21 protein-coding genes and 1 pseudogene are annotated in these 22,477 nt (G+C 46.2%); 8 read left to right on the forward strand and 14 right to left on the reverse strand.

Annotated features, from left to right (window positions below; translation table 11 throughout):
• Nucleotides 1-39 precede the first annotated feature (39 nt).
• From NC994_RS04020 to pheS, 4 genes are all read right to left on the reverse strand, one after another.
• Nucleotides 40-1,494 carry an adenylate/guanylate cyclase domain-containing protein gene (locus NC994_RS04020; protein ID WP_190434398.1) on the reverse strand — a complete coding sequence of 485 codons (1,455 nt, stop codon included), beginning with the start codon at nt 1,492-1,494 and terminating at the stop codon, nt 40-42.
• 146 nt (nt 1,495-1,640) lie between these two features.
• Nucleotides 1,641-2,123 carry a hypothetical protein gene (locus tag NC994_RS04025; protein ID WP_190434399.1) on the reverse strand — a complete coding sequence of 161 codons (483 nt, stop codon included), beginning with the start codon at nt 2,121-2,123 and terminating at the stop codon, nt 1,641-1,643.
• A 67-nt stretch (nt 2,124-2,190) separates the two neighbouring features.
• The gene (locus NC994_RS04030; RefSeq protein WP_190434401.1) at nt 2,191-3,240 is read right to left on the reverse strand and encodes a molybdopterin-dependent oxidoreductase; all 1,050 of its coding nucleotides are present in this window, start codon (nt 3,238-3,240) and stop codon (nt 2,191-2,193) included.
• A 378-nt stretch (nt 3,241-3,618) separates the two neighbouring features.
• Entirely contained in the window at nt 3,619-4,614 is a 996-nt protein-coding gene (gene pheS, locus NC994_RS04035) for a phenylalanine--tRNA ligase subunit alpha (RefSeq protein ID WP_190415893.1), read from the reverse strand.
• A 152-nt stretch (nt 4,615-4,766) separates the two neighbouring features.
• On the opposite strand from pheS, the gene surE reads away from it, so the two are divergent.
• Complete coding sequence (gene surE, locus NC994_RS04040) at nt 4,767-5,567, forward strand: 5'/3'-nucleotidase SurE (RefSeq protein WP_190415809.1); 801 nt, start codon at nt 4,767-4,769, stop codon at nt 5,565-5,567.
• A gap of 164 nt (nt 5,568-5,731) precedes the next feature.
• On the opposite strand, the gene NC994_RS04045 is transcribed toward surE, so the two are convergent.
• The 6 genes from NC994_RS04045 to cofG all read right to left on the reverse strand — a co-directional run bounded on the left by NC994_RS04045 (nt 5,732) and on the right by cofG (nt 11,914).
• On the reverse strand, nt 5,732-6,637 hold the full coding sequence (locus NC994_RS04045) for a cistern family PEP-CTERM protein (RefSeq protein ID WP_190434403.1): 906 nt from the start codon (nt 6,635-6,637) through the stop codon (nt 5,732-5,734).
• A gap of 254 nt (nt 6,638-6,891) precedes the next feature.
• Nucleotides 6,892-8,580, reverse strand: a complete 1,689-nt coding sequence (hflX, locus tag NC994_RS04050) for a GTPase HflX (RefSeq protein ID WP_190430163.1) — start codon at nt 8,578-8,580, stop codon at nt 6,892-6,894.
• A gap of 125 nt (nt 8,581-8,705) precedes the next feature.
• Nucleotides 8,706-9,128 carry a tetratricopeptide repeat protein gene (locus tag NC994_RS04055; protein ID WP_190434405.1) on the reverse strand — a complete coding sequence of 141 codons (423 nt, stop codon included), beginning with the start codon at nt 9,126-9,128 and terminating at the stop codon, nt 8,706-8,708.
• A 98-nt stretch (nt 9,129-9,226) separates the two neighbouring features.
• The gene (locus tag NC994_RS04060) at nt 9,227-9,583 is read right to left on the reverse strand and encodes a type II toxin-antitoxin system PemK/MazF family toxin (protein ID WP_242030403.1); all 357 of its coding nucleotides are present in this window, start codon (nt 9,581-9,583) and stop codon (nt 9,227-9,229) included.
• Nucleotides 9,561-10,874, reverse strand: coding sequence for a tetratricopeptide repeat protein (locus NC994_RS04065; protein WP_190434408.1), 1,314 nt, complete (start codon nt 10,872-10,874; stop codon nt 9,561-9,563). Before NC994_RS04065 ends, NC994_RS04060 begins: the two co-directional genes overlap by 23 nt.
• A gap of 62 nt (nt 10,875-10,936) precedes the next feature.
• Nucleotides 10,937-11,914 (reverse strand): 7,8-didemethyl-8-hydroxy-5-deazariboflavin synthase subunit CofG, encoded by a 978-nt coding sequence (cofG, locus tag NC994_RS04070; RefSeq protein WP_190434410.1) that lies wholly within the window; start codon nt 11,912-11,914, stop codon nt 10,937-10,939.
• A 150-nt stretch (nt 11,915-12,064) separates the two neighbouring features.
• Between cofG and NC994_RS04075 the strand changes: the two genes are divergently transcribed.
• The 3 genes from NC994_RS04075 (at nt 12,065) to NC994_RS04085 (ending at nt 15,855) form a co-directional block, all read left to right on the forward strand.
• Nucleotides 12,065-15,010 (forward strand): glycerol-3-phosphate acyltransferase, encoded by a 2,946-nt coding sequence (locus NC994_RS04075; protein WP_190434551.1) that lies wholly within the window; start codon nt 12,065-12,067, stop codon nt 15,008-15,010.
• 153 nt (nt 15,011-15,163) lie between these two features.
• Nucleotides 15,164-15,451 carry a Ycf66 family protein gene (locus NC994_RS04080; RefSeq protein ID WP_190415816.1) on the forward strand — a complete coding sequence of 96 codons (288 nt, stop codon included), beginning with the start codon at nt 15,164-15,166 and terminating at the stop codon, nt 15,449-15,451.
• A gap of 11 nt (nt 15,452-15,462) precedes the next feature.
• Nucleotides 15,463-15,855, forward strand: a complete 393-nt coding sequence (locus NC994_RS04085) for a hypothetical protein (RefSeq protein WP_190415819.1) — start codon at nt 15,463-15,465, stop codon at nt 15,853-15,855.
• An 11-nt stretch (nt 15,856-15,866) separates the two neighbouring features.
• Here the strand turns inward: NC994_RS04085 and NC994_RS04090 are convergent, their stop codons facing one another.
• Nucleotides 15,867-16,745, reverse strand: coding sequence for a DUF72 domain-containing protein (locus tag NC994_RS04090; protein WP_190434412.1), 879 nt, complete (start codon nt 16,743-16,745; stop codon nt 15,867-15,869).
• A gap of 75 nt (nt 16,746-16,820) precedes the next feature.
• Between NC994_RS04090 and NC994_RS04095 the strand changes: the two genes are divergently transcribed.
• The gene (locus NC994_RS04095) at nt 16,821-17,333 is read left to right on the forward strand and encodes a DUF393 domain-containing protein (RefSeq protein ID WP_190434414.1); all 513 of its coding nucleotides are present in this window, start codon (nt 16,821-16,823) and stop codon (nt 17,331-17,333) included.
• 750 nt (nt 17,334-18,083) lie between these two features.
• Here NC994_RS04095 and NC994_RS04100 read toward each other — a convergent pair.
• Nucleotides 18,084-19,430 (reverse strand): hypothetical protein, encoded by a 1,347-nt coding sequence (locus NC994_RS04100; RefSeq protein WP_190434416.1) that lies wholly within the window; start codon nt 19,428-19,430, stop codon nt 18,084-18,086.
• A 75-nt stretch (nt 19,431-19,505) separates the two neighbouring features.
• Here NC994_RS04100 and NC994_RS04105 point away from each other — a divergent pair, with 75 nt between their 5' ends.
• Nucleotides 19,506-19,670, forward strand: coding sequence for a hypothetical protein (locus NC994_RS04105; protein ID WP_190434417.1), 165 nt, complete (start codon nt 19,506-19,508; stop codon nt 19,668-19,670).
• Here NC994_RS04105 and NC994_RS04110 read toward each other — a convergent pair.
• Entirely contained in the window at nt 19,639-19,848 is a 210-nt protein-coding gene (locus NC994_RS04110; RefSeq protein ID WP_190434419.1) for a type II toxin-antitoxin system HicB family antitoxin, read from the reverse strand. The genes NC994_RS04105 and NC994_RS04110 overlap by 32 nt on opposite strands.
• A pseudogene (locus NC994_RS04115) lies at nt 19,848-20,059 on the reverse strand (type II toxin-antitoxin system HicA family toxin). The gene NC994_RS04110 and the pseudogene NC994_RS04115 overlap by 1 nt, the downstream one beginning before the upstream one ends.
• 18 nt (nt 20,060-20,077) lie before the next feature.
• Here NC994_RS04115 and NC994_RS04120 point away from each other — a divergent pair.
• Nucleotides 20,078-20,212 carry a hypothetical protein gene (locus tag NC994_RS04120; protein ID WP_277879673.1) on the forward strand — a complete coding sequence of 45 codons (135 nt, stop codon included), beginning with the start codon at nt 20,078-20,080 and terminating at the stop codon, nt 20,210-20,212.
• Between the two features lie 150 nt (nt 20,213-20,362).
• Nucleotides 20,363-22,078: an NAD(P)H-quinone oxidoreductase subunit 4 gene (locus tag NC994_RS04125; RefSeq protein ID WP_190434421.1), complete on the forward strand. Its 1,716-nt coding sequence runs from the start codon at nt 20,363-20,365 to the stop codon at nt 22,076-22,078.
• Nucleotides 22,079-22,477 lie beyond the last annotated feature (399 nt).

Genomic DNA, 22,477 nt, shown 5'->3' on the forward strand with positions numbered 1-22,477 from the left:
GTTAAAAGCTTAATTATAAAAGGATTAATTTTAAATCATTTATATCTTGACTTCGTAAATAGCGATCGCTTCGTCTTTTCCCTTCACCTTCACTGACTTATCTACCAATCCCAAGTAGAACGATTCTGGATGGTACAAACTATTCACCACTGACTCTGTTACCAAAATATTACAGTTATATTGCTTCGTTAAACCCTCCAGGCGAGAAGCTAGATTCACTGAATCGCCAACCACTGTAGAGTCAATACGGGAAGTAAATCCCACGGTACCCATCACCACCTCACCGCGATGGATACCAATACCGACAGCGATCGCTGGTAAACCTTTTTGCATCCGCGCCTCATTGAAGCGGGAAAGCGTCTGTTGCATCAAAATTGCCGCACGCACAGCGGAATCAGTTCCTTCATCATCGAACAATGCCATGATTGCATCGCCAATATATTTGTCAATAAAGCCACCACTCTCTTCAATCGGCAATCCCATGCATTCCAAGAAATCATTCAAAAACGAAAATGTTTGCTGTGGCGTCATTTGTTCCGCCATTGAGCTGTAACCTCGGATATCGCAAAACAAAATCGTCATCGTTCGCGTTGCCGATACACCCACTTGAATGTTTTCAATTCCCTCTGGTGCAATAACTGCAAGAAATTTGTCCGGTACGAAATGTTCAAACGATTTCAAAGTTTTCTGTAACTTACTAAACGATGTCTGCAATGCGACTGACATCTCGTTAAAAGACTTTGCTAAAGCACCAATTTCATCAGACAAGTTAATTTCCGCACGATGATGCAAATCCCCAGCAGCAATTCTGGCAGCACTTACCTGCAAACGCTGCACTGGATCGCTCAACCGCTTTGCCAAAATATATGCATACACTAAACCAACGAAAAGTCCCACCGTACCCACCAGCAACGCCTGATTTACCGCATAGACAACAGCGCGGTTAATTTGTCGTAGCGACATCCCAATCCGCAACGTGCCGATTTTTTCACCAGATACCATTTGGACATCCGAACTTACCTCTATAATTCGTTCGCCACGCTTCGCGCGTATGCTCTCCAAAAACTTGATATCCCGCAAAGCAAATGTTTCTACAGCAGAAGACTTTTGCGATAAATCTAGGGCGGCATTCGTCACTTTTACTGGCACAATATCTGGAATGTACTGGTTTTGGAAATCGCTAGGAGACGACGCGAGGATCTGATTTTTTTTCCGAACGTCAGAGACGAGAATGTATAGGAAATCCTGATTTTCTTTCATCAGCAAATCCAGATCCACGCGGATTTGACTCCAGTTATCTTCAGAAAGTTCGTTCGCTAAGGCATAAGCTGATAGCTTGACTAAGGACTTTGCTTGACTCTTCTGCTGCTGGCGGTAGAGGTTACTCTCGGTCTCTGCCCAAACCCAAACGATTGAGCCAACTAGCGTGACTATCAACAGCGTTGTCGCAGTCATAATCTGGGTGCGGATTGAGTGGAAAGCAAACACTTTCATGGTGCTTCAGCGCTCGTGATTCTCATTTTTATTACATCCCACTAGCGTCATCTAGCATCCGGTTTAAGTTTTAAAATTGGTAGGTCAGTTTGAGACACTGATATTCTTGGTGTCTGATGACTGTTAATAAGTTATTCTTTCTAGACTCAAGTAGGTTCGCTCTCTAAGTTAGTCTTCTTTTTAGGTTTATTCAACTCTTTGCACTTAGCTTGAGCCTCGTTATATGCCTCCAAATAGTTTTTCCCGCCCATCATCACATTGCCGTAATACTCATGCGGTAAAGCATCATAAACAGGTAGTGCGTCATCTTCTGGATAATCTTCCTGAGCTTCTTCTACCGCTGCAATCAGTTTTTTTATGGTTAAACGTTGTGCCGGAAAGTAGTAGAGTTCTTGAGGATTTTTATTGAAATGTGGCAGAGTTGGATCGACAATACAATTATCCAGCTCCAGCCAACCATGCTCAATTGGTTTGTATGGTTGGTCATCCCAAACTAAAAACCCTTGAACATACATACACTCTTCAGTTAACAAGGCTGCTTTATAGGCATTATCAAAAGGAGTTTTCGCTTTGCTTTTAATGCGTTTAGACAGTTCTACTGAAAGAGTTTCATCTAATGGTTTGCTCATATAAAATCCTTAAAAACAGTTGATATCTTCTGGGAATTTGGTTGTGATAGTTGTGTATTAATTTCTATCAAAAATTGGACAAAATTTCAACCACGAATGTCACCCATCTCTGTTTGCTCAAAGAGAAAGATTTCTCTTCCCTATCTTGACACTTAGAACCAAAAGCGAGTGTCAATGGGCCACCCATTTTTGCGGGGATAGATTCTTGGTTATCGCCCCATCTAGTTGCCAGCAAAATGTCGCAGTCGCGCAGGTCGGCGGCTGCCAAGCGGACTGGATTAGAGGGGTCACGGTAAATGGGTGCCTTCCCTTGAACTGAAATTTCGCCATTAACGGGCAACTGAACACCCGCGAAGGCTAAAACATCGCGCACGCGCACTCCGTGAAGTTTGACTTTGCCAGTAGGCCAGCCCATTCTATACCCAACATTGTCCGAAATTGTGACTTGGGGCAGTTTGTCAAGAGTCGCTAAATCTAGTTCGCGCTTTCCTACACGTAATCTTACGGGTTCAGTACCAATTATCATGTGGCTAACGTAAAATGCCCAAGATAATTCGTTATACTTCTGTTTCAATTCTGGGTATTGTGTATACGGCAATATTAAATAAATCGGACCGCCTTGAGCGCGAGGAATTGGTTTGCCATTTCTGGCGATCGCTAATGTAATCGGGTAGGCAAGCAAATCCTTGACGGCAATTGTCACTTGGTAGCCATCAAAGCAGACAAAGGTAACATCCCTGACATCGGAGGCGATCGCTAACTGTTTTAAGAGGCTAGAGACACGAATGCCGTGAAAGTCAAAAATCTCTTTTGGGTTGAGTACAAAATTCGGATCTGTGGTTTTTACACGCTCGGTTGCCAATGCTTGTAGCTGTTGCCAATTCAATTGCACAGATTCCCTCTGAGCAATTTGCCCCCCAATCTCTAGATTCCATTCAGTTTCCTGTGGCTCTTGGGAATTGGCTTTTACCTTCTGGGCATTGAGAGCGATCGCTTCCGTTCGCCATGTGTCCAATTGCTTGTTTGTTGGCTGATCTGTACAAGCTCCACAAAAGATACTCGCGATCGCTAGCGGCACTAAAGCCAAATTTTTCCCTAGGTTTGGATTCAACCGCATTTAAAAGAATACTTCTTTCGATACTTGGCTGATTAGCGATCGCTCTTACAGGTGCAGCGACTTAATTCTTTTTAACACAGTTAGATCCCTTCATCCGGGAAAATATTAGGTCGGGAAAATATCTAAAACTTATCCGGGGGTTCTCACTCTTAGTGAAATATATACACTCGGAACCTCACTTCCAGACCCTCGACCTCCACGGATTGGGGAGAACATTGATGGCAGGGAGTATTGTACCTTGGGGTGCGGTATGACCGGAAACATCACCTCCAACCCCTGCCTGCTCTTTAGGGAGGCGAGGAAATAGCACCCCATATCACCCAAGGAAATAGCCCCCTCTCCGCCTGCGGAGAAGGGTTGGGGGTGAGGTTCCCCTACTTAAAACTGCCGTAAAAAGCGCAAATCACTGCTGTACATCCGGCGCACATCATCAATTTGATGCAGTACCATCGCAAAGCGCTCAGCACCAAAGCCAGCAGCAAAGCCAGTATAAACTTCTGGGTCGTAACCTACTTTCTTGAGAACATTGGGATCGACCATCCCGCAGCCCATCACTTCTAGCCAACGCCCTTGCCACTGCACATCCACTTCCGCAGAAGGCTCAGTGAAGGGGAAATAACTCGTCCGGAAGCGAATTGGCAACTCTGCGCCGAACATCTCCTCCAAAAACACTTTAATCGTGCCCTTGAGGTCAGTGAAAGTCAGTCCTTCATCTACTGCCAAGATTTCGATCTGATGGAAGACTGCCGAATGGGTCGCATCGACCGTATCCCGACGGTAACAGCGTCCGGGGGCAACAATCCGAATCGGCGGCTCATTTTCTTCCATGTAGCGAATCTGCACCGAAGAAGTATGAGTCCGCAGCAGATTACCATCCGGCAGGTAAAAAGTATCCTGCATATCGCGGGCGGGGTGGTCGGCGGGAGTGTTCAGCGCTTCAAAGTTGTAGTAGTCTGTCTCCATCTCCGGCCCGTTGGCGACGGTGTAGCCGAGTCCGACGAAGATATCCACAACCCGGTCGATCGTGCTGTTGAGGGGGTGCTTACGACCGAGGGGACGGTAAACTCCTGGCATCGTGACATCCAGAGTTTCTGATTCTAGCTTTGCCTGGATTTGTGCTTCCTGTAAGTTTGTCCGCTTGCGATCCAAGTCTTGTTGTAGCGCTTCTTTAACTTCGTTTGCTAAAGCACCAATGCGGGGGCGATCGCTTGCGTCTAATTTGCCTAAACCCCCTAGTACCTTCGAGAGCTGCCCTTTCTTGCCCAGATAGCCAACTCTGAGTTCCTCTAGGCGTTCCAGGGTATCGGCGGCAGCGATCGCTTGAGTTGCTTCCTGTTTGAGCGCGGCTAATTGAGCCTCAAGCTCGTTGAGCATCGTGGTCATTTTAGAGAGGGTCATTTTTAGTGGCAGTAAGCTTGAGTTTAGCGTGATTTTGACTCATCCATCTGCCACAAGCTGCTACAGACTGCGATGCAAATTCATCCACAATAGAGTGAACTCCTCGATAGCACCCCTTGATTGAATTGATGAAATTGCTAATCAGCAACGATGATGGCATCTTCGCTCTGGGCATTCGCACCCTCGCCAATGCTCTCGCAGAAGCCGGTCACGATGTCACCGTAGTTTGTCCCGACCGAGAACGGTCAGCCACTGGTCACGGTCTTACCCTCCACGACCCCATTCGCGCCGAAGTCGTTGACTCGATTTTTCATCCCACAGTTAAAGCTTGGTCTTGTTCAGGAACCCCCTCCGACTGCGTGAAACTGGCGCTAGGTGCTTTGCTCGATGCCCCTCCGGATTTTGTCCTTTCTGGCATTAACCACGGTTCTAATCTCGGCACCGATATTCTCTACTCCGGCACAGTTTCGGCGGCGATGGAAGGCGTGATTGAAGGAATTCCCAGCATTGCTTTTAGCCTGACCAGTTACACTTTAAGAGAATTTCAACCCGCTGCCCGGTTTGCCACAATTCTGCTTTCTCAGTTATCGAAGCAGCCGCTACCAGAGGCAATGTTGCTCAACGTCAATGTGCCGCCTGTGAAGTGGGAAGAGATTGCTGGTGTTGCTCTGACTCGCCAAGGAATTCGTCGCTATTTTGATATCTTTCAAAAGCGAGTAGATCCTCGTGGCAAAACTTATTATTGGTTAGCAGGTGAGGCTTTGGAGGAGGTAGAACAACCAGAAAATCCCCTGTTACCCAGTCATATAGAAACGGATGTTCAGGCGATTCGCAAAAATTACATCACCGTGACACCTTTGCAATACAACCTGACCTATGCCGCGGGGATTAATAGCTTGCAGGAGTGGGGATTAAATTTCCATTTATAGCCATTCTCTATTGAATAGAGTACGGTTTAACCCTATCCCTGCCCTCCCGTAAACACCACTGGGTTCAATATTCTCCCCTCTCCGTTCACGGAGAGGGGTTGGGGGTGAGGTTCCGAGTGTATATATGAAGATTAAGGAATCCTCAATCTTCAACAAAAAGCGAATTATGGCTGCACTACATTTTTCCGCTTTAACGCTCTAGCAGCACCAGCAGCAACCAATCCTAAAGCCATTGCTGTACCAGGCTCAGGCACAGGCTTTGGTGGCTTAGGCTTGGGCTTGCCAGCTAGCTCGTAACTTCCATCCTGAGTTTGAAACTTGATGGGAAAAGAATCTAAAGTAGCAGCGTAATTTACGCCAAAATTTCCGGTAATGTTGACCTTAATCGTATCAGACTTACCGCCTGATTGTAGACCATTTTTAACATCGCCACCATTGCAACCATTTGCTGCGTAGATGCAAACATCAATGTCTTTAAAGCCCCCAGGAAACTGCTGATTACTAGAATTATCAGGCGGCTTACCAGACTTACCAGATTTATTGGCCTTAACAGTTTGAACCTCAGCCTTTTGAACCTCAGCATTGTCAAAAATGCTTCCTGGTTTAATCAATGACACAGAAGTTGCATCAGGAGTTACGCTAAACCCAGTACTGAGTATCGCTGCCTGGAAATTAGCAGAGGTTGTATTAGTGATTTTGACTTCCAAAGATAGCAAATTTTGAGTAAAGTCAAGCACCTTAAAGAGACCTGTGGCGCTTAAATCTACCGGAGTGCTTTTACCATCCGTGTTTTTAGTACCGCTGGCGAGGAACCAGTCAACTAAAAAGGAATTACCAATGTCATCTTTAGTAATACCCACATCGTATAGCTGTTGACCGGCTGGATTTCCCGCTGTACTATCGGCTCCCGTCTTTGTAGTGATTGTGAAGGCGCTAGCAGGGGAGAAGGTAGAAGATGCGGTGGCAATTCCTGCGGTAACTACAACCGAAGCGAAAATCGAAACAGAACGGCTACCAACAGCAGATAAAACAGGTAATCCGATATTTAGTTTTGAGAGGATTTTTGCCATTATATTGACTTCCTGTATTTTTGCCTGATTTATCTAACTAGCCGTAGACATTTTTATGGTGTGTAAATATATGTGTAAGTGATTTCGGTAGATAGTGTCTAGAGTACGGTAGTGGTTTTTACTGACTCTTTAAGAATATAGGGGCTTGCTTTATCAAAACTTCAAAAAGAAAATATGTAATTCTCCGCTAGAAAACAGAGCTAACGGAGAATTACGTAAGTTTTCACTTTTCGGAGAAGTTATTTTTAAGTGATTTACTCCTGTGCAACTGCATACTGAACCAGTTGACTCATGCGCTGACGCAAGGTTTCTAAGCCAAGGCGCTGACTCGCTGAAATAAACACCGCTTGCGGAAATTCTTCCTGTGCCAGAACCAACGTATCGCCATCAACTTCGTCGATTTTATTAAACACAACCAGCACTGGGCCGGGTGTTATAGGCATTTCCGACAAGATAGTCATCACAGAACGAATCTGACTTTGCCACGCCGGATGAGATAAATCCACGACATGAAGCAGCGCGTCAGCTTCCGTCACTTCTTCTAAAGTGGCGCGAAAGGCATCTACCAAAGAAGGCGGCAACTCGTGAATAAATCCCACCGTATCTGTCAGCACAATCTGCTGAGGTTCAGCCGTCACAGCGTCAGGAATCGTTAAGCGTCGCGTGGTGGGGTCGAGAGTCGCAAATAGTTGGTCAGCCGTGTAAACTTCGGCATTCGTCAGTACATTCAATAGGGTTGACTTCCCAGCATTCGTATACCCAACTAAAGCCAGAGAAGGAACTTCCTGATGTTGCCGCGAAAGTCGCAGCCGCGAACGGTGTGCTTGCAGCTGGTTCACTTCCTGTTGCAGTCGGGCAATGCGGCGCGCGATCGCACGGCGTTCGGTTTCCAATTTTGTTTCCCCTGGCCCTCTAGTGCCGATACCGCCGCCTAGTCGGGACATCGCTTGACCTCGACCTGTCAGGCGGGGCAGCATATATTCCAGCTGCGCCAGCTCTACTTGCAACTTACCAGCACCGGATTGGGCGCGTTGGGCAAAGATATCCAAAATCACCTCAGTGCGGTCTACCACTCGAATGCCTGTTTGGACTTCCAAGTTGCGAACCTGAGCGGGTGAAAGGTCGCGGTCAAAGACGATTAGGTTCACTCCGAGAGTCTGGGCGGTGAGGGCAATTTCCTGTACTTTTCCTTCACCCACGACTGTCTGAGGATGGGGACGGGGGCGCTTCTGCTGCATTGTCTCCAATACTTGTCCGCCAGCCGTATCCACTAACCGCGCTAATTCTTGCAACCCATCTTGGAATTGCTGGGGTGTCCTGTCACCCGTCATCAACCCAACCAGCAGCACCCGGTCGTGGTCGATGTCTACTTGCCGAGCAACAAATTCCCGTTGGAACTCGGCTTCTAGTCCATCGACCAGTTCCAGAAAATCCTGGTTCGCCAGCACATCTAGGCTCATCGGCGGCGACAGACTCCAGGGAGTTTCGGGGTGAGGAACTAGGTGAGCAATATAAGTTTCTTTAATATAACCTGTGGCTCCGCCGCCACGACGCTCAAAACCTGTCCCAGTAAGGGATATCACCACTAGCGCATCCAGACGTTGCATTGCCATTGCAGTTAAGGCAGCTTCATTGGGTGCTTCTGGTTTCAACTGGGTGGCGATGCAGCGAATGCCGCTAAGTCGTTCTGCACCGTAGCGAGGCAATTCTAGAGGGGGAATCTGCGTTTGCCTGGGGGTTCCCACTCCTACCCGAATCACCTGTCCCCGGCGATTGATGTAGGCGCACATTGGCTGATTAATTTCCGTGCTGATTGCTGCCAGCCTCTGGGCAAATTCTGGCGTAGTCAGACAATCGCCCGGTAGCCGCTGATGATACAGTCGCTGTAGCTGCTTCAGATGGCTGGACTTAAGACCTTGAAGATTGCCGTAGATAGTCTCGATAGGGATTTTATGCCAGTAAACTGGCTCCTGAATTCGATAACTCTATTTTACCGACTTCATCCCTGATGAAAAGGAGCGGGCAAAGGGACTCTGGAAAGCGGCAATTACGAATGAACAATGACCCATTACCGATGACCCATTACCCATTTCTGAATGAGTTTTCGCCATCGTGGTGTTTTTGGGTTTCCCAAAGCTTTGTCGTAACTAGCGTAAGTTTCTTTATACCGTCCCAACCCATGCAATGCTGCACCTCGGAACGTCCAAGCTTCTTTATCTTCTGGTGCAATTTCTAGCGCCTTGTCGCAGCTAGAGAGAGCTTCTTCATAGCGGTTTAAGTGAATTAGCACAACGCCTCGAAATACCCAAGCAGCGTGGTCTGATGGTGCAAGTTCTACAGTTCGCTCGAAGCAGACCAGTGCTTCTTGATAGCGACCTAAGTTCGCTAGCGCTTCGCCTCGGTTGTACCAGATTTTGTGGTCGCTGGAGTCAACTCCCAGTGCTTGATCGATACTCGCGATCGCTTGCTCGTAGCGCCCTAATCTACGCATAGGTATTTTTACTCTAGAAACTTAGCTTCTGAATGAGTGAATCTATTGTACAAAAATGTGCTTAGTCGTCGAGGGGATGAATGGGAGCGATCGCTAGATCATTCTCTTAGCAACTTGCACAACTTCTCAGCAATTTGAGCCTGTATCTCTAATGACAATATACCTATCTCACGCTGAATCACTGATTTGCGAACAGTCATCAGATGAGCCAACCTAATAGTTGAGGCTTTACGCAACCCACTAGCGGCAAAGTCTGGATGACTTGTATCCAAGAGAATATCAGTTTCTAGCAAATCAGTTGGAATCTGACTGGTGATGAAAGCCAGGATAATGTGATAATATAGCCCGACAGGGTTAGTGAGGCAGACAGCAGGACGCACTTTGGTAGCCGATAAATCATCAAAAGGAAAAGGCACCAAAACTACTTTACCCTTAGTCATTGAATGGCTTGCCATCGGCTAATGTATAAATATCTTCTTCGGCATCTTTTAGGAAATCAAACGCTGGATTAATTGTTGCGGCTCTAAGCCATTCACGCTCGTCTATCTCTCCTTCTTCCCAATCACTTTCTTCCTGAATCAAAGTTTGAAACCGAGCATCTTCTCGAATGCTGCCAAAATCTGAATCACTTTTTGACATTTCCCGGTATTTGTCAGGACTCAGATTAAGGGCTTGTTGCAAGTTTTCGACTGCCTGCTCAACATTTCCCTGTAAAGCATAACAACAAGCCTTGTTATAATAAGCGTCGGCATAGTCAGGTTTGAATTCTAGAGCTTTATCAAAGTTAGCGATCGCTTCGTCTAAGCGTCGCAATTTTAACAGTATAATACCTCGGTATTGCCAAGCCAGGTAAAGGTTGGATTGAATATTCAAGGCTTGGTCATAGCTGGCAAGTGCTTCGTCTAAGTGTTCTAATTGCAGTAATGCATTGCCCCGGTTGTACCAGACTTCTTGAGCGTTAGATTTGATTTGTATAGCTTTGTCGTAACTAACAATTACCTCTTCATATCGACCTAAGCAATATAAAACACTACCCAAGTTATACCAAGCCTCAAACCTATCAGGCTGGATTTCTAGAGCTTTGTTGAAGCTGGCAATTGCTTCTTCATAGTTGTCTATTTTACTCAACGCCACACCTAGGCTATACCAAATCCAGTCATTGTCAGGTTGAATCTCTAGGGCTTTGTTGAAGCTGGCAATTGCTTCCTCATAGCTACCTAGGTTAGTCAAAGTAACGCCCAGGTTATACCAGCTCCAGTAATCCTTAGGGTTGAACTGGATGGCTTTGTTGAAACTGACAAAAGCATCTTCCAAACGTCCTAAGTCAAATAGGGCAATACCTCTGTGATACCAGGCTTCGCTAAAGTCTGGCTGAATTTCCAGAGCTTTGTCCCAACTGACAATCGCTTCGTCAATCCGTCCTAACTCACTTAGCGCAATTCCCCGGTTAAACCAGGCTTCATAGAAGTCTGGTTTAATTGCCAGAGCTTTGTCCCAACTGACAATTGCTTCATCAATGCGTCCTAACTTTACCAGCACAACACCCCGGTTGTACCAGGCGTCGTAGGCATCACGTTTAATTTCTAGAGATTTGTGGTAACTAGCAATCGCTTCTTCAAAACGCTCTTGTTTAAACAGCGCATTGCCCTGGTTATACTGAGTTTCGTCTTTGTCGGGCTTGATGTCTAGAAGTTTTTCAAGTTTAGTGACCACTTCTAAAGGGCGTTCTAAGAGGTTTGTTCTCATTTGGGTATATTTTCTATTCAATTTTTTATAAATTGGTCATATGAGAGTTGATGCACTCGCTCCTAGTTTACCCTCTCTTCTAATAACGTAGCACTCCGCCATTGATTGACGGCACTTTGCAACCTATCTGATAACCAATCATCATACTGAGGATAAACTGGCAAACGCGGTACTAATTCCCAACCCGCAGGTTCTAAAATTTCTTTTAATTGATGATACTGAGGATGAGGATAATCCGGATTTACTTCATCTTTTGGGCCAATCCCTCCTAAATCTCTGGCACCGGCTTCTACACAGGCGAGTAACCAACTCGAATCTGTAACTAAATTGGGGGGAATTTGGATAGTAATGTCTGGGGGGAGGATTTGACGGGCTTTGGCAATAACTTCTGGTAACTGATGGGGGTCAAAAGGTGGGGCGTCAAAGGTTTGTTGAGTGCCGGGACTGTGGGGTTGGAGGATAACTTCTTGTATGTGATTGTAGCGTTGGTGGAGAAGCGCGATCGCTTCCAGTGTTTCCCACCAATCTTGCTCGGTTTCTCCAATTCCCAAAAGCAATCCGGTTGTAAAGGGAATCCGCAATTCTCCTGCCCACTCTAACTGTTGCAAACGTAATTCTGGGATTTTACTCGGAGCGTGTTTGTGGACGGTTTGTAAGAGCTGCGGCGTTAGCTGTTCTAACATCAGCCCCATCGAAACATTAACCTCCTTCAGCTTTTGCATTTCCTCAAAACTCAATGGTCCTGCATTGGTGTGGGGGAGAAATCCCATTGATAGAGCTAGTTCGCAAAGGTCATAAATGTGCTGAAACCATGCCTGACGGCGTGAGGAATGGGGATGCACTTCGCCGCTGAGGATGAGGATTTCGCAGACGTTTTGAGACGCAAGCGATCGCAAGATTCTCTGGGCATCTGATAGGGTGAGCCAAGGACTTTTACCAGGATCGGTGCGGAAGTTGCAGTAACTACAGCGATTAAAACACTCGTAGGTCGGGACAACTGTGTAAGCGGGGCTGTAGGTGACAATGCGGGAAGATGACATAAATTTAGATTTTTAGCGCAACGGTACGCGAAGGTAAGCGCAAAGAAGAGACGCCATAAATGGGCATTTCGACAACTTTGGGAACTTCTGTTGCTCTTTGCGTTGAGAAAGATTACTACAATTCATGTGTTGGTACTGCTACTCCCAGCCATGACTCTGACTCAAGTTTGGGGCGCTCTCCTCATTTTTATTGTCTGTCCTCTCTTGGGCGGATTGCCTCTTATTGCTTGGATTGTTCGCGCCCTGACTGGGCGGCGACTGGCAAGACTCGGCACGGGCAATGTCTCCGTCTCTGCTGCTTTTTACCACGGGGGACGCCTTGCAGGTATTTTGGCGGTGCTGTCGGAAGCTTCTAAGGGGATTGCTGCCGTTTTATTAGCGCGTAGTTTCTTTCCGACGAACCCCGAATGGGAGTTAATCGCGCTGATTGCGCTGGTGCTGGGACGTTATTGGATGGGGCGGGGTGCTGGCACAACCAATGTTGTTTGGGGTATGGTCGTTCATGCTCCGTTGGTGGCAGTCTTAGTATTTGTAATTGGGGGAGTTAGTTTTACACTGGTGCGGGAGAGGAAGCAAGGGCGCATTTTGGTTTTAATTTTGTTGCCCGTATTCATGGCGCTATTGCCCCATCACTCAACAGCGCAAGTTGTCGCCGCGATCGCTCTTAGTGGGATCATCGCCTGGATTTATCAGAAAATCCCCGATGATTTAGACCTTCCATCCGAACAAGCTCAAACTGGGAATAAAGCTGTGTTTCGTTTTTTCCGAGGTGATAAAGCGATTGTTTCTCTCGATCAAGCGCTAGAAGTCAGCAAGGTCGGACAAAAAGCCGCAACGCTATCTCAGCTCAAACGCTGGGGTTATCCGGTGCCGATGGGCTGGGTGCTGACGCCTGGAGACGATCCAGGGGTGATGATTGAGTTTCTCCAAGCTTCCGAACAACAACCCCTCGCGGTGCGTTCTTCTGCTGTGGGGGAAGATTCGGAACAGTCTTCGGCGGCGGGACAATACGCAACGATTTTGAATGTTACAAGTGCAGAAGCGTTGGAGGAGGCGATTACTCGCGTTCTGGCTTCTTACGATAACCCGGCGGCAAAAACTTATCGGCGCGATCGCAATCTCCCAGAAGCTTCGATGTCGGTGTTGATTCAAACACAAGTCCGGGGTGTCTTCTCTGGCGTTGCTTTTAGCCGAGATCCGATTGCCCAACAAGGTAATGCGGTGGTAATTGAGGCATTGCCGGGAGATGCAGCGCGAATTGTATCCGGGCAAGTGACGCCAGAGCAATATCGGGTGTTTGTGGACGATCTCCAGGCGCAGGATGTCGCGTCTTTACCCGTGGAAGGTAGCGGCGATGTCCCTCCGGCGTTGATTCAGCAAGTCGCTTACTTAGCGCGGCAGTTAGAAAGTCAGTATCACGGCATTCCCCAAGATGTTGAATGGAGTTACGACGGGCAAACCCTGTGGTTGTTGCAATCGCGGGCGATTACCACACTGCAACCCATCTGGACGCGCAAGATTGCTGCTGAGGTGATTCCGGGGTTAATTCGTCCGCTGACGTGGTCGATTAATCGTCCTCTGACTTGCGGTGTTTGGGGAGAAATTTTTACTTTAGTTTTGGGCAAAGAAGCCGCTGGGTTAGATTTTAATGAAATGGCGACGTTGCACGCCTCTCGCGCCTACTTTAATGCAACCTTGTTAGGACAAACTTTCCGTCGTATGGGTTTACCGCCGGAAAGTTTAGAGTTTTTAACCAGAGGTGCTAAGTTCTCAAAACCTCCTCTGGCTTCTACGCTGCGAAATGTGCCGGGGTTACTGCGATTATTGGGGCGCGAATTGAGTTTAGAAAAGGATTTTGCGCGGGATGAACGGCGCTTATTCACCCCGATTTTGGAACGGCGATCTGCTTATTTAGATGCGGGACTGGATGCTTCCACTCAAAAGTCTGACGCGATCGCCCTTGTCTCTAAAAATCAACCTGCGGCGCTGCTAGAACAGATAGATACTTTGCTAGAAGTGCTGAAACGGGCGACGTATTACAGTATTCTGGCTCCATTGAGTTTTGCGTTGCGGCAAGCGTTATTCAAGATAAAGGATTCACAATTAGATAACAGCCAAACTCCGGAAGTAGCTTCATTGCGATCGCTCGAAGATATCGCACTGGATGCTCGGAAGTTACTTCCTCATTCGCTACTATCACCTGAAAATTCATCCTCTTTATTTACTATGCTGGCTGAAATGCCAGATGGGCAAAGTATTCTAGAACAGTTCGAGCGATGGCTTGACCGTTATGGATACTTGAGCGATGTAGCAACAGATATTGCGGTTCCCACTTGGAAGGAAGATCCTCATGCGGTTCGGGAATTGCTGACGCAGTTTTTTGGGGAAATAGAACACTCCAAGCGCAGAGAACACAAAGAAAATCGGGGATGGAAAGTTGAGTTGGTGCAGCGACGGCTCAATTTGAAGGGTAAGGTTACAGATATCTATAGTCGCTTATTGGCAGAAGTGCGTTGGAATTTTGTAGCGTTAGAAAAGCTTTGGTTGAACTCAGGTTTACTATCTCAGTCAGGAGATATTTTCTTCTTAGAATTTCACGAAATTAGGCAAATCATTCAACAATCTGACCAACAATTAATCGACCGAGTACCGCAGTTGGTGAAACAAAGGCGATCGCAACTGGAACAAGATAGTCAGATGGCGAGTGCGTCGCCTTTAGTCTACGGTAATGCGCCACCTTCTACATATTTCAACACCGCCAACCGGCAAGTCAGTCAAAAGCGATTGCAAGGCATTGGTGCCAGTCCAGGGCTAGTAGAAGGGAAAGTAAAAGTTCTCCGCAGTCTGCAAGCAATTCCAGATATTGACCGCGACACTATTTTAGTCGTGCCTTACACGGATTCTGGTTGGGCGGCGCTGCTGTCTCGCGTGGGTGGGTTAATTGCAGAAGTGGGAGGGCGTCTTTCTCACGGTGCGATTGTTGCCCGCGAGTATGGCATCCCAGCGGTGATGGACATCCACAACGCCACTCAATTATTAAAAGATGGTCAGAGGGTGCGAATTGATGGTCAGCAGGGAACGGTGGAAATTTTGTAGATTATAAAAACAATAGTCATGAAAATTTATTGATGACAAAAATATAGCAATTCTAAATCATTTCTAAACTCTCTCTTTTTTTCTTTCCTTCGCGCTCTTTGCGTCTTCGCGGTTCGTTAGAAAAGTTTTAATCGCAAATCAAATAGGACTACTATGGTTAACTTCGGTATCAACTCAGCCAGCATTCTTGGGATTGTACTGACACTGTTTGGCCTATTCCTTATATCTTTAGGAATATTGCTTCGCAGACCTTTTCGAGTTGAAAATCTAATTCAAGATAGTGTTCTGGCTTCAGTTTATTTACTGTGCGGGTTAATTCTGTTTTTTCAGGGATGGCGACTCGATCCAATTTTACAGTTTGGTCAAATTCTACTAACCGTTTCCAGTATGTATTTGATTGCCAAAGATATATTCCGCCGTTCTTTAACTTCTAGAGGGTAAATTCATCTTTTATGAACAATCGCGCCAAATTCACTCTAGCCATCGTCCTGGGTTTTTCGTTTTCTGGCATCCAAACATTGTGCTTAGACCAACACCGCTTTGCTAGCGCTCAAGCAAATGCAACAAACTGTCCTTCTTTTGCAGGAAAATGGTTAGTTCGAGTTAAAAATTCTAATCGAACTGTTCTGCAACGGATAACTAGAGAATACCCAAGTATCCAAGTTCGCTCTTGTTACTGGAGAGACACGAATAATCGAGTCGATGGCATCCAAGTTGGCCCATTTCCGACTCCGCAATCAGCAGGGTTATTTTACCAGAAGCTCACTGCTTCTAGAGTTCGTTCGACCGATGTAACCATTGTTCCTCCTAAACAAGTTCCAATCGTTAGACCGAGGAATCGGTAGATATAATTCTTTCAAAACAGACTTAGCTGGGTAGGCGGTACCTCAATCCCATTCCAGGGAAGGGGTGGAACGGGTGCGTTATGTTGTTCCAGCAACTGCTGAAAGTGACGGGCATTTCCGGGCGATCGCTCTTCTAAGGGACAATGCATGAAAAAGTAGATTTTTGTTCCCTGACGCAACCATCCATCCAGCAAACTCACCCACTCTTCCATAAAAGGCTGATTCACCGACTGCTCTGGATGGCTGATAAACCGGATTAAGCTAAAGGAAGCCGTGACAATCGGTTGCACAGGCACGTTGGGTTTTCGCGATTCTGGACACTCTTGAGAATTCGCCGATCCCGTGTAAACAGGGCGAGTATCCAGCAGTACCCGTCCCACACCCAACTGCTGCAAAAGCGCCGTCAGATGGCTACTGTGAGGTTCTTTGAACCAGTCGGAATGACGAACTTCCAGCGCTAAAGGCGCTTCATTGCGAGGCCATGCTTCCAAAAAAGCGGTTAAGTCATCCAAATATGCCGGGGGATAGTTAGGCGGTAATTGGGCAAAAATGGGGCCAAGGCGACTCTCCTCAGGAGATGCTGCACCAACGCCTAAACCTTGCATCTGTTCTAAAAACTTTAATGCCCCTGGAATCGACGGTTGTAGCAAGCCATTGTGCGTCACAGTCCGAGGCAACTTTAGGCAGAATTTAAAACCTGCTGGTGTTTCTTGTGCCCAACGCGCTACAGTATCGGCGTCGGGTACAGCATAGAAAGTCGTATTGCCTTCAACGGCAGTGAAACGCTGACTGTATAAGCGCAGAAAATCTTTAGAACGGCTTCCAGGCGGAAAAAGGTCGCCTATCCAGCCTTTATAACCCCAAACTGCACATCCCAGAAGAAAGCTCATATCTTTAAGTTTCTTTACAATATTAAGGTGTGCTTGTTCTCCTCATGTGAGGAATCCGTTAATTGAGAACCACCTATGTCCTCTTCTAAGACTCCGTTCCCCGAATCGCTTGAAGCCTCTACTTCACCTCAGTCTTCTTCCCCATCATGGCAAATAGAGTTGCTGTATGACGGTGAATGTCCCTTGTGCGTGCGAGAAGTCAATTTTTTGAGGAGACGGGATGCGGGTCGAGGTTTGGTGGCGTTTGTGGACATCGCAGGCGATCGCTATACCCCAGAAGCGCATGGCGGTGTTGATTTTGAAACGGCAATGGGGCGAATTCATGCCGTGCTTCCTGATGGCACGGTCGTCAAGAATGTGGAAGTCTTCCGCCGCGTCTATGAGATTCTGGGGATGGGGTGGATCTATGCGGTGACTAAATTGCCGATTATCGGTTCTATTGCGGATATGCTGTATGAAATTTGGGCTGATTGGCGTCTTGCACTCACTGGACGACCCAATTTAGCCACGATTGTTAGCAAGCGCCAGAAGCGCATTGAATGCGAGATGCAGGGGCGCTGTCGGCTAAATGACGATAACCAACTTTAGTCAATCAGAATAACCCAACTAAAGGAAGTTAACGGCACAAATAGGTCAAGCTAACCTAAAACTAGACTACTTTCGCTAGTAGGGAAAAAAATGCAAGACTCAGCATATACTCTCTTCATTATCTTTGGTTGTATTTGGATACTCATGGGAGTCGCAGCAGTGATTGCACTCCTAAAATCCGAGAATCAAGAGCTTCGATTTGGCAAATGGGGACTAATCGTGGCTCTCCCAATCGTTATCCCGTTTATCCTGGCTCTGCTCTATCAAGTAGCAAGACCATTTATTCTTAAATACCTTTTTTGAAAATTTGCGCTAAATCCTAACATTAATCTTGTGTTAACTGGAAAAGTTGGGTGAAAATGAATAAGCGATCGCTTCTTTTTATGCCGAGTCACCTGTCATCAGATGGAGTGCCAGTTTAAGTCAATAGCAGGGTATGAGAAGCATGGGTTGAGGTTGTTGTCGAAGTGTCCCAGGTCGGCGCGAGGTTTAAGATTCCGGCATTGCAGGAGGATGGGTGTTGCGATAGCGAAGCATTGCTGCGTTAGCGGAGCGGCTCTGAAAAAGCTAGCGCAGATTGGTGCCTGTTGCTGTTTGGGGGGATGAGTACCTATCAGAAAGCTATTTGAGCAAAGTGTTTTTCTTGATTAACGTTCGTGTTCAGGGGCAGCTAGTAACCTTTGCATCCACTCTAAGACCCACATACTATACGCTGCAAGACGGTTGTTATGCGGCGTTTCTTCTTAAGTACTAATTGTTACTATCATCTTCGTCATTGCTTTGAGAATTGCTACCAGAATCAGGCTCATCTGTTTCACTCTCTGCTTTCATATTGTCTTCATCGTTATCTATTTTTTCTTGGCTAGTAGATAATTCGATTTCAGGCATTCGTCTTTTTAGAAGTTCGAGATCGATAGCTGACTGCATTGATTGCATTGTCTTTTTTAGAAGTTCGGGGTCGATAGCTGATTGCATTGCCTTCTTCAGAAGTTCAGAGTCGATAGCTGGTTGCATTGCCTTCTTTATAAATTCGGAGTCGATAGCTGGTTGCATCGCCTTCTTTAGAAGTTCGGGGTCGATACCTGACATCGCCTTCTTTCGAAGTTCGGAGCCGAGACCTGACATCGCCTTCTTTAGAAGTTCGGAGTCGATAGCTGGTTGCATTGCCTTCTTTATAAATTCGGGGTCGATACCTGACATCGCCTTCTTTAGAAGTTCGGGGTCAAGCTGAGGTTTTAATCCATCAATAATAATTTTGATGCTCGGTTGAATCTCTTCAAGTTCTACATCCGATAGCGTAGTTTTTGCTAAACTGAGTACACGTTTTACCTCATCTCTACATTCTTCTATTTTCCCCAATTCATAGCGACGCATCAAGCGATGATGCATTACTTTATTACGAATAGGTATTATTGATTTCTCAATATTTTCCTTAAGTTTAATCCAGGCTTCTTTATCATCAAAGTAATCTGAAAAAACACTATCCCAGAAAGATACAATTTTTCTACGGTTATTAACTTCTCGTTGTACATCTTCAATAGAATTACATACAGAAAGTAATTCAGACAAATCTGTAACAGTAACAGCTTGACTGTCAGACCAAGCTTGAAAGTTGGTCGTAACGATTACTATTAGATCATCAAAAAAAGTAAACTCAATTGGATGGTGAAATTTAACTTGATTTTTTCCTGCTTTTGCTTCAATGTCTCTGACTCTCTTTTGAATGTTCTCAGAAATGAAGGAGTTCCACCAATCGAATCCTAATACATCAATCATGGCTTGACTGATGAAGCTTCTAAGTCGTAATTCAATTTCTGCTAAAACAGGATATGCTTTTGCTCTTAATAAATTTCCTAGTTCATCCTTGGCTCGAAAAGACCATTCCCGCTCAAATTTTAGTTGGTCATGGCAAGTATCGATGATTTCTTCAGTTGAGACAATACGTAAAATTAAATAATTTGCCTTTTCTTGAATATCAAAATTGATATTTTCAAGAAACTTATCTAACGACTGTTTAACATGGTTTTCTAACTGCTCTTTAGAAAATCGCGTTATCTCTATCCAGTATTCAATCGTATAAGTTTTATCACTAGGCATAGGTTTGACTCATGCTATTTTAACTAGTCACATGGAGGCTAAAATAGCCACCTGACTATATATTAGGTGGATTTTGTGGCAGCTTCAACGCAAAATAAGGCATTGAGTGCCTTGCTATTTCTGTATCAAGACGTTCTCAAGGAGATTCTCTCGCAAGCGTTGATGGATGCGTGCGATCGCGGCGTGTGCGCCAAGCGCGATCGCACCTTTAGCAAGCTTCGACACATTCACATAGAGTAGTTGGTTCGGGAATGGGTAAACCCTCTTCTCGCAAACCATCCAAGTGAAAGGTGATCGCTTCTTTTATCTGCTGTTCCATCTCTTCAAGAGTTGCACCTGTCGCCACACATCCTGGTAAATCTGGAACATAAGCTGAATAGTTCCTCTCTAGCTTTTCAATCACAATCGCATAGCGCATTACTCTTCTTCTCCTGTTTCCTTGTCTTCCTTAAGTTGAGCTTGCGTCATTATGCTGTTTAACGTGCCAGGTGCTAGATCGTCAGACGGTTTCCCTGCAATTGTGACTAACCCAGACTTGGTAGATGCTTGAACTGATGATGACTGCTTCTAGTTCTTGCCAGATACCAACCATCTTCTTCTATTAGCTTAATCACTGCCTGAACTTTCATGCTAAGCCTCTAGCACCATTGCACCCTGTCATACTGCCAAAATGCGATCGCGCCAATACCCTTGACGAAAGCAACAATCTGTGGTTTGAAAATGGGGCGAAGGCGATTGCATCTTCCCAGTTAGACTCCACGAGAAAAGAGCGATCGCGTTGAATCTGCTGCCATCCTATACCATAGGCTCAAGTCGCTCAGCCTGTACCTAGAGATCCGTCTATAGTGATCTGCAAGAAAGATTTATGACTAAGTGTTTACAAAGTTTAATAAGATAATCACATACAGAAATAAGTATTTTTTCCTACTGCCATGATTGAGGATCAATTTCCTTGGCTTAGCGCGATTGTCCTGTTCCCACTCGTTGCTGCACTGCTGATCCCTTTTCTGCCGGATAAAGACGGCACGCGAGTGCGCTGGTATGCACTCGGCGTGGGGATCGCAGACTTTATATTGATGTGCTACGTCTTTTGGAAGCATTACGATCCAAGCAGCGCGACTTTTCAGCTTGTAGAGAAATATTCCTGGGTGCCTCATTTAGGCTTGAACTGGGCAGTTTCCATCGATGGAGTTTCAGCCCCGCTGGTGCTTCTGGCAGGATTAGTGACAACACTCTCCATGTTTGCGGCGTGGCAAGTCAATCTCAAACCCCACCTCTTCTATTTCCTGATGCTGGTGCTGTATTCCGCACAGGTAGGGGTATTCGTCGCTCAAGACGTGCTGCTGCTGTTCATTATGTGGGAAGTTGAACTAATTCCCGTCTACCTACTCGTCTCGATTTGGGGTGGGCAGAAGCGTCAGTACGCCGCGATGAAGTTCTTACTATATACCGCCGCCGCTTCCATCTTTATTCTGGTTGCTGGTTTGGCAATGGCATTTTACGGCGATAATCTGACCTTCGATATGGTCGAACTCGGCTTAAAAGATTACCCGCTTGCTTTAGAACTGCTGCTTTATGCAGGATTGCTTGTTGCCTTTGGTGTCAAATTAGCTGTTTTCCCCCTGCACACCTGGCTACCAGATGCACATGGCGAGGCATCTTCTCCCGTATCAATGGTACTCGCAGGCGTACTGCTGAAGATGGGTGGATACGGTTTGATTCGCCTCAACTTAGGACTTCTTCCTGATGCACACGTATACTTTGCACCTGTCTTAGCGATTCTGGGCGTTGTCAATATTATCTACGGTGCCTTTAACTCCTTTGCCCAGACGAATATGAAGCGTCGCCTCGCCTATTCGTCGGTTTCTCACATGGGATTTGTCCTATTGGGGATTGCGTCCTTCACCGACTTGGGAATCAACGGCGCAATGCTGCAAATGATTTCTCACGGTTTGATTGCATCATTACTATTCTTTTTAGCCGGGGTGACTTACGATCGCACTCACACGATGTCGATGAAAGAAATGGGCGGGATTGCTCAGGCAATGCCCACTGTGTTTGCCCTGTTTACAATGGGTGTGATGGCATCAGTGGCTCTACCGGGAATGAGCGGCTTTGCTAGCGAACTGTCGGTTTTCGTCGGTGTGACAACGAGCGATATCTACAGCTCAACTTTCCGCACCGTGACCGTCTTCCTAGCTGCCGTGGGTGTTATCCTGACGCCGATTTATCTGCTATCGATGCTGCGACAGGTGTTTTACAATTCTGGTGAAGTACCGACCTGCGACATTGCACCGACCTGCGACATTATGGATGCAGATTTGCAGAATCAGGGAAATCAGGAGCCGGTTTGCTTTGGTACAAACTGTAGCTTACCTATCGATGCAGCATTTATCGATGCCAGACCTCGTGAAGTGTTTATTGCTGCTTGCTTTCTGGTGCTGATTATCGGTCTTGGCGTATACCCGAATATGGGTATGCAAATGTACGATGTCAAAACTGTTGCAGTGAATGCTCAGGTTCGCCAATCTTATACCCAAATTGCAGCCATGAATCCCCAGATTTATGCGGGAGGATTTTTAGTTCCGAAGGTTGCAGAGTCGGAAGTAAAGCCTGTTTTGGGAATCGTGGAGCGCTATCCAAGGTAAGCGCCGCATGAATAATCCTTTGGTAGCCGATTGTAGGGGCGTTTTGCCTAACCGAGAGGGTTATCAGCTACCAAGGTGTTTTTTTTGGGTGCGCTTGTCGGCTCAAATGCGATCGCCTTTACCTCTGTAGTTCGTTAAAAGTGACACTAATTTGTTATTAGTGTCAAATAATGTGGCAATCGACAGCCTGTCATTTAAAGTTTGATTTTGCCGTAATTTAAAGCCAGGTTTTGCCGCTCCATTCTCTCAAACCCTCTTAAACCCGTTGTATGAATATTCTAGCAAGATAGCCTTTTAAAGTCTGATATTGCCGAACTAGTATTTTTAAAGTTTGATATTGCCGAAATAGACGGGGCTTGTTACGATATTTTTATCGTAAACTTGAAGCGATTTTAGGGA

The sequence above is a fragment of the Trichocoleus sp. AS-A1 genome (genome assembly GCF_039962015.1).
Lineage (GTDB): Bacteria > Cyanobacteriota > Cyanobacteriia > Cyanobacteriales > FACHB-T130 > FACHB-T130.

Bases quoted from the DNA above. Each gene is read 5' to 3' on its own strand.
- surE (WP_190415809.1), top strand. From the start codon at position 4,767: ATGAAATTGCTAATCAGCAACGATGATGGCATCTTCGCTCTGGGCATT.
- NC994_RS04060 (WP_242030403.1), bottom strand. From the start codon at position 9,583: ATGGCAAGCCATTCAATGACTAAGGGTAAAGTAGTTTTGGTGCCTTTT.
- NC994_RS04055 (WP_190434405.1), bottom strand. From the start codon at position 9,128: ATGCGTAGATTAGGGCGCTACGAGCAAGCGATCGCGAGTATCGATCAA.
- NC994_RS04090 (WP_190434412.1), bottom strand. From the start codon at position 16,745: ATGAGCTTTCTTCTGGGATGTGCAGTTTGGGGTTATAAAGGCTGGATA.
- NC994_RS04025 (WP_190434399.1), bottom strand. From the start codon at position 2,123: ATGAGCAAACCATTAGATGAAACTCTTTCAGTAGAACTGTCTAAACGC.
- NC994_RS04095 (WP_190434414.1), top strand. From the start codon at position 16,821: ATGTCCTCTTCTAAGACTCCGTTCCCCGAATCGCTTGAAGCCTCTACT.
- NC994_RS04125 (WP_190434421.1), top strand. From the start codon at position 20,363: ATGATTGAGGATCAATTTCCTTGGCTTAGCGCGATTGTCCTGTTCCCA.
- cofG (WP_190434410.1), bottom strand. From the start codon at position 11,914: ATGTCATCTTCCCGCATTGTCACCTACAGCCCCGCTTACACAGTTGTC.
- NC994_RS04085 (WP_190415819.1), top strand. From the start codon at position 15,463: ATGAACAATCGCGCCAAATTCACTCTAGCCATCGTCCTGGGTTTTTCG.
- NC994_RS04020 (WP_190434398.1), bottom strand. From the start codon at position 1,494: ATGAAAGTGTTTGCTTTCCACTCAATCCGCACCCAGATTATGACTGCG.
- NC994_RS04065 (WP_190434408.1), bottom strand. From the start codon at position 10,874: ATGAGAACAAACCTCTTAGAACGCCCTTTAGAAGTGGTCACTAAACTT.
- NC994_RS04100 (WP_190434416.1), bottom strand. From the start codon at position 19,430: ATGCCTAGTGATAAAACTTATACGATTGAATACTGGATAGAGATAACG.
- pheS (WP_190415893.1), bottom strand. From the start codon at position 4,614: ATGCTCAACGAGCTTGAGGCTCAATTAGCCGCGCTCAAACAGGAAGCA.
- NC994_RS04080 (WP_190415816.1), top strand. From the start codon at position 15,164: ATGGTTAACTTCGGTATCAACTCAGCCAGCATTCTTGGGATTGTACTG.
- NC994_RS04045 (WP_190434403.1), bottom strand. From the start codon at position 6,637: ATGGCAAAAATCCTCTCAAAACTAAATATCGGATTACCTGTTTTATCT.
- NC994_RS04110 (WP_190434419.1), bottom strand. From the start codon at position 19,848: ATGCGCTATGCGATTGTGATTGAAAAGCTAGAGAGGAACTATTCAGCT.
- NC994_RS04075 (WP_190434551.1), top strand. From the start codon at position 12,065: ATGACTCTGACTCAAGTTTGGGGCGCTCTCCTCATTTTTATTGTCTGT.
- NC994_RS04030 (WP_190434401.1), bottom strand. From the start codon at position 3,240: ATGCGGTTGAATCCAAACCTAGGGAAAAATTTGGCTTTAGTGCCGCTA.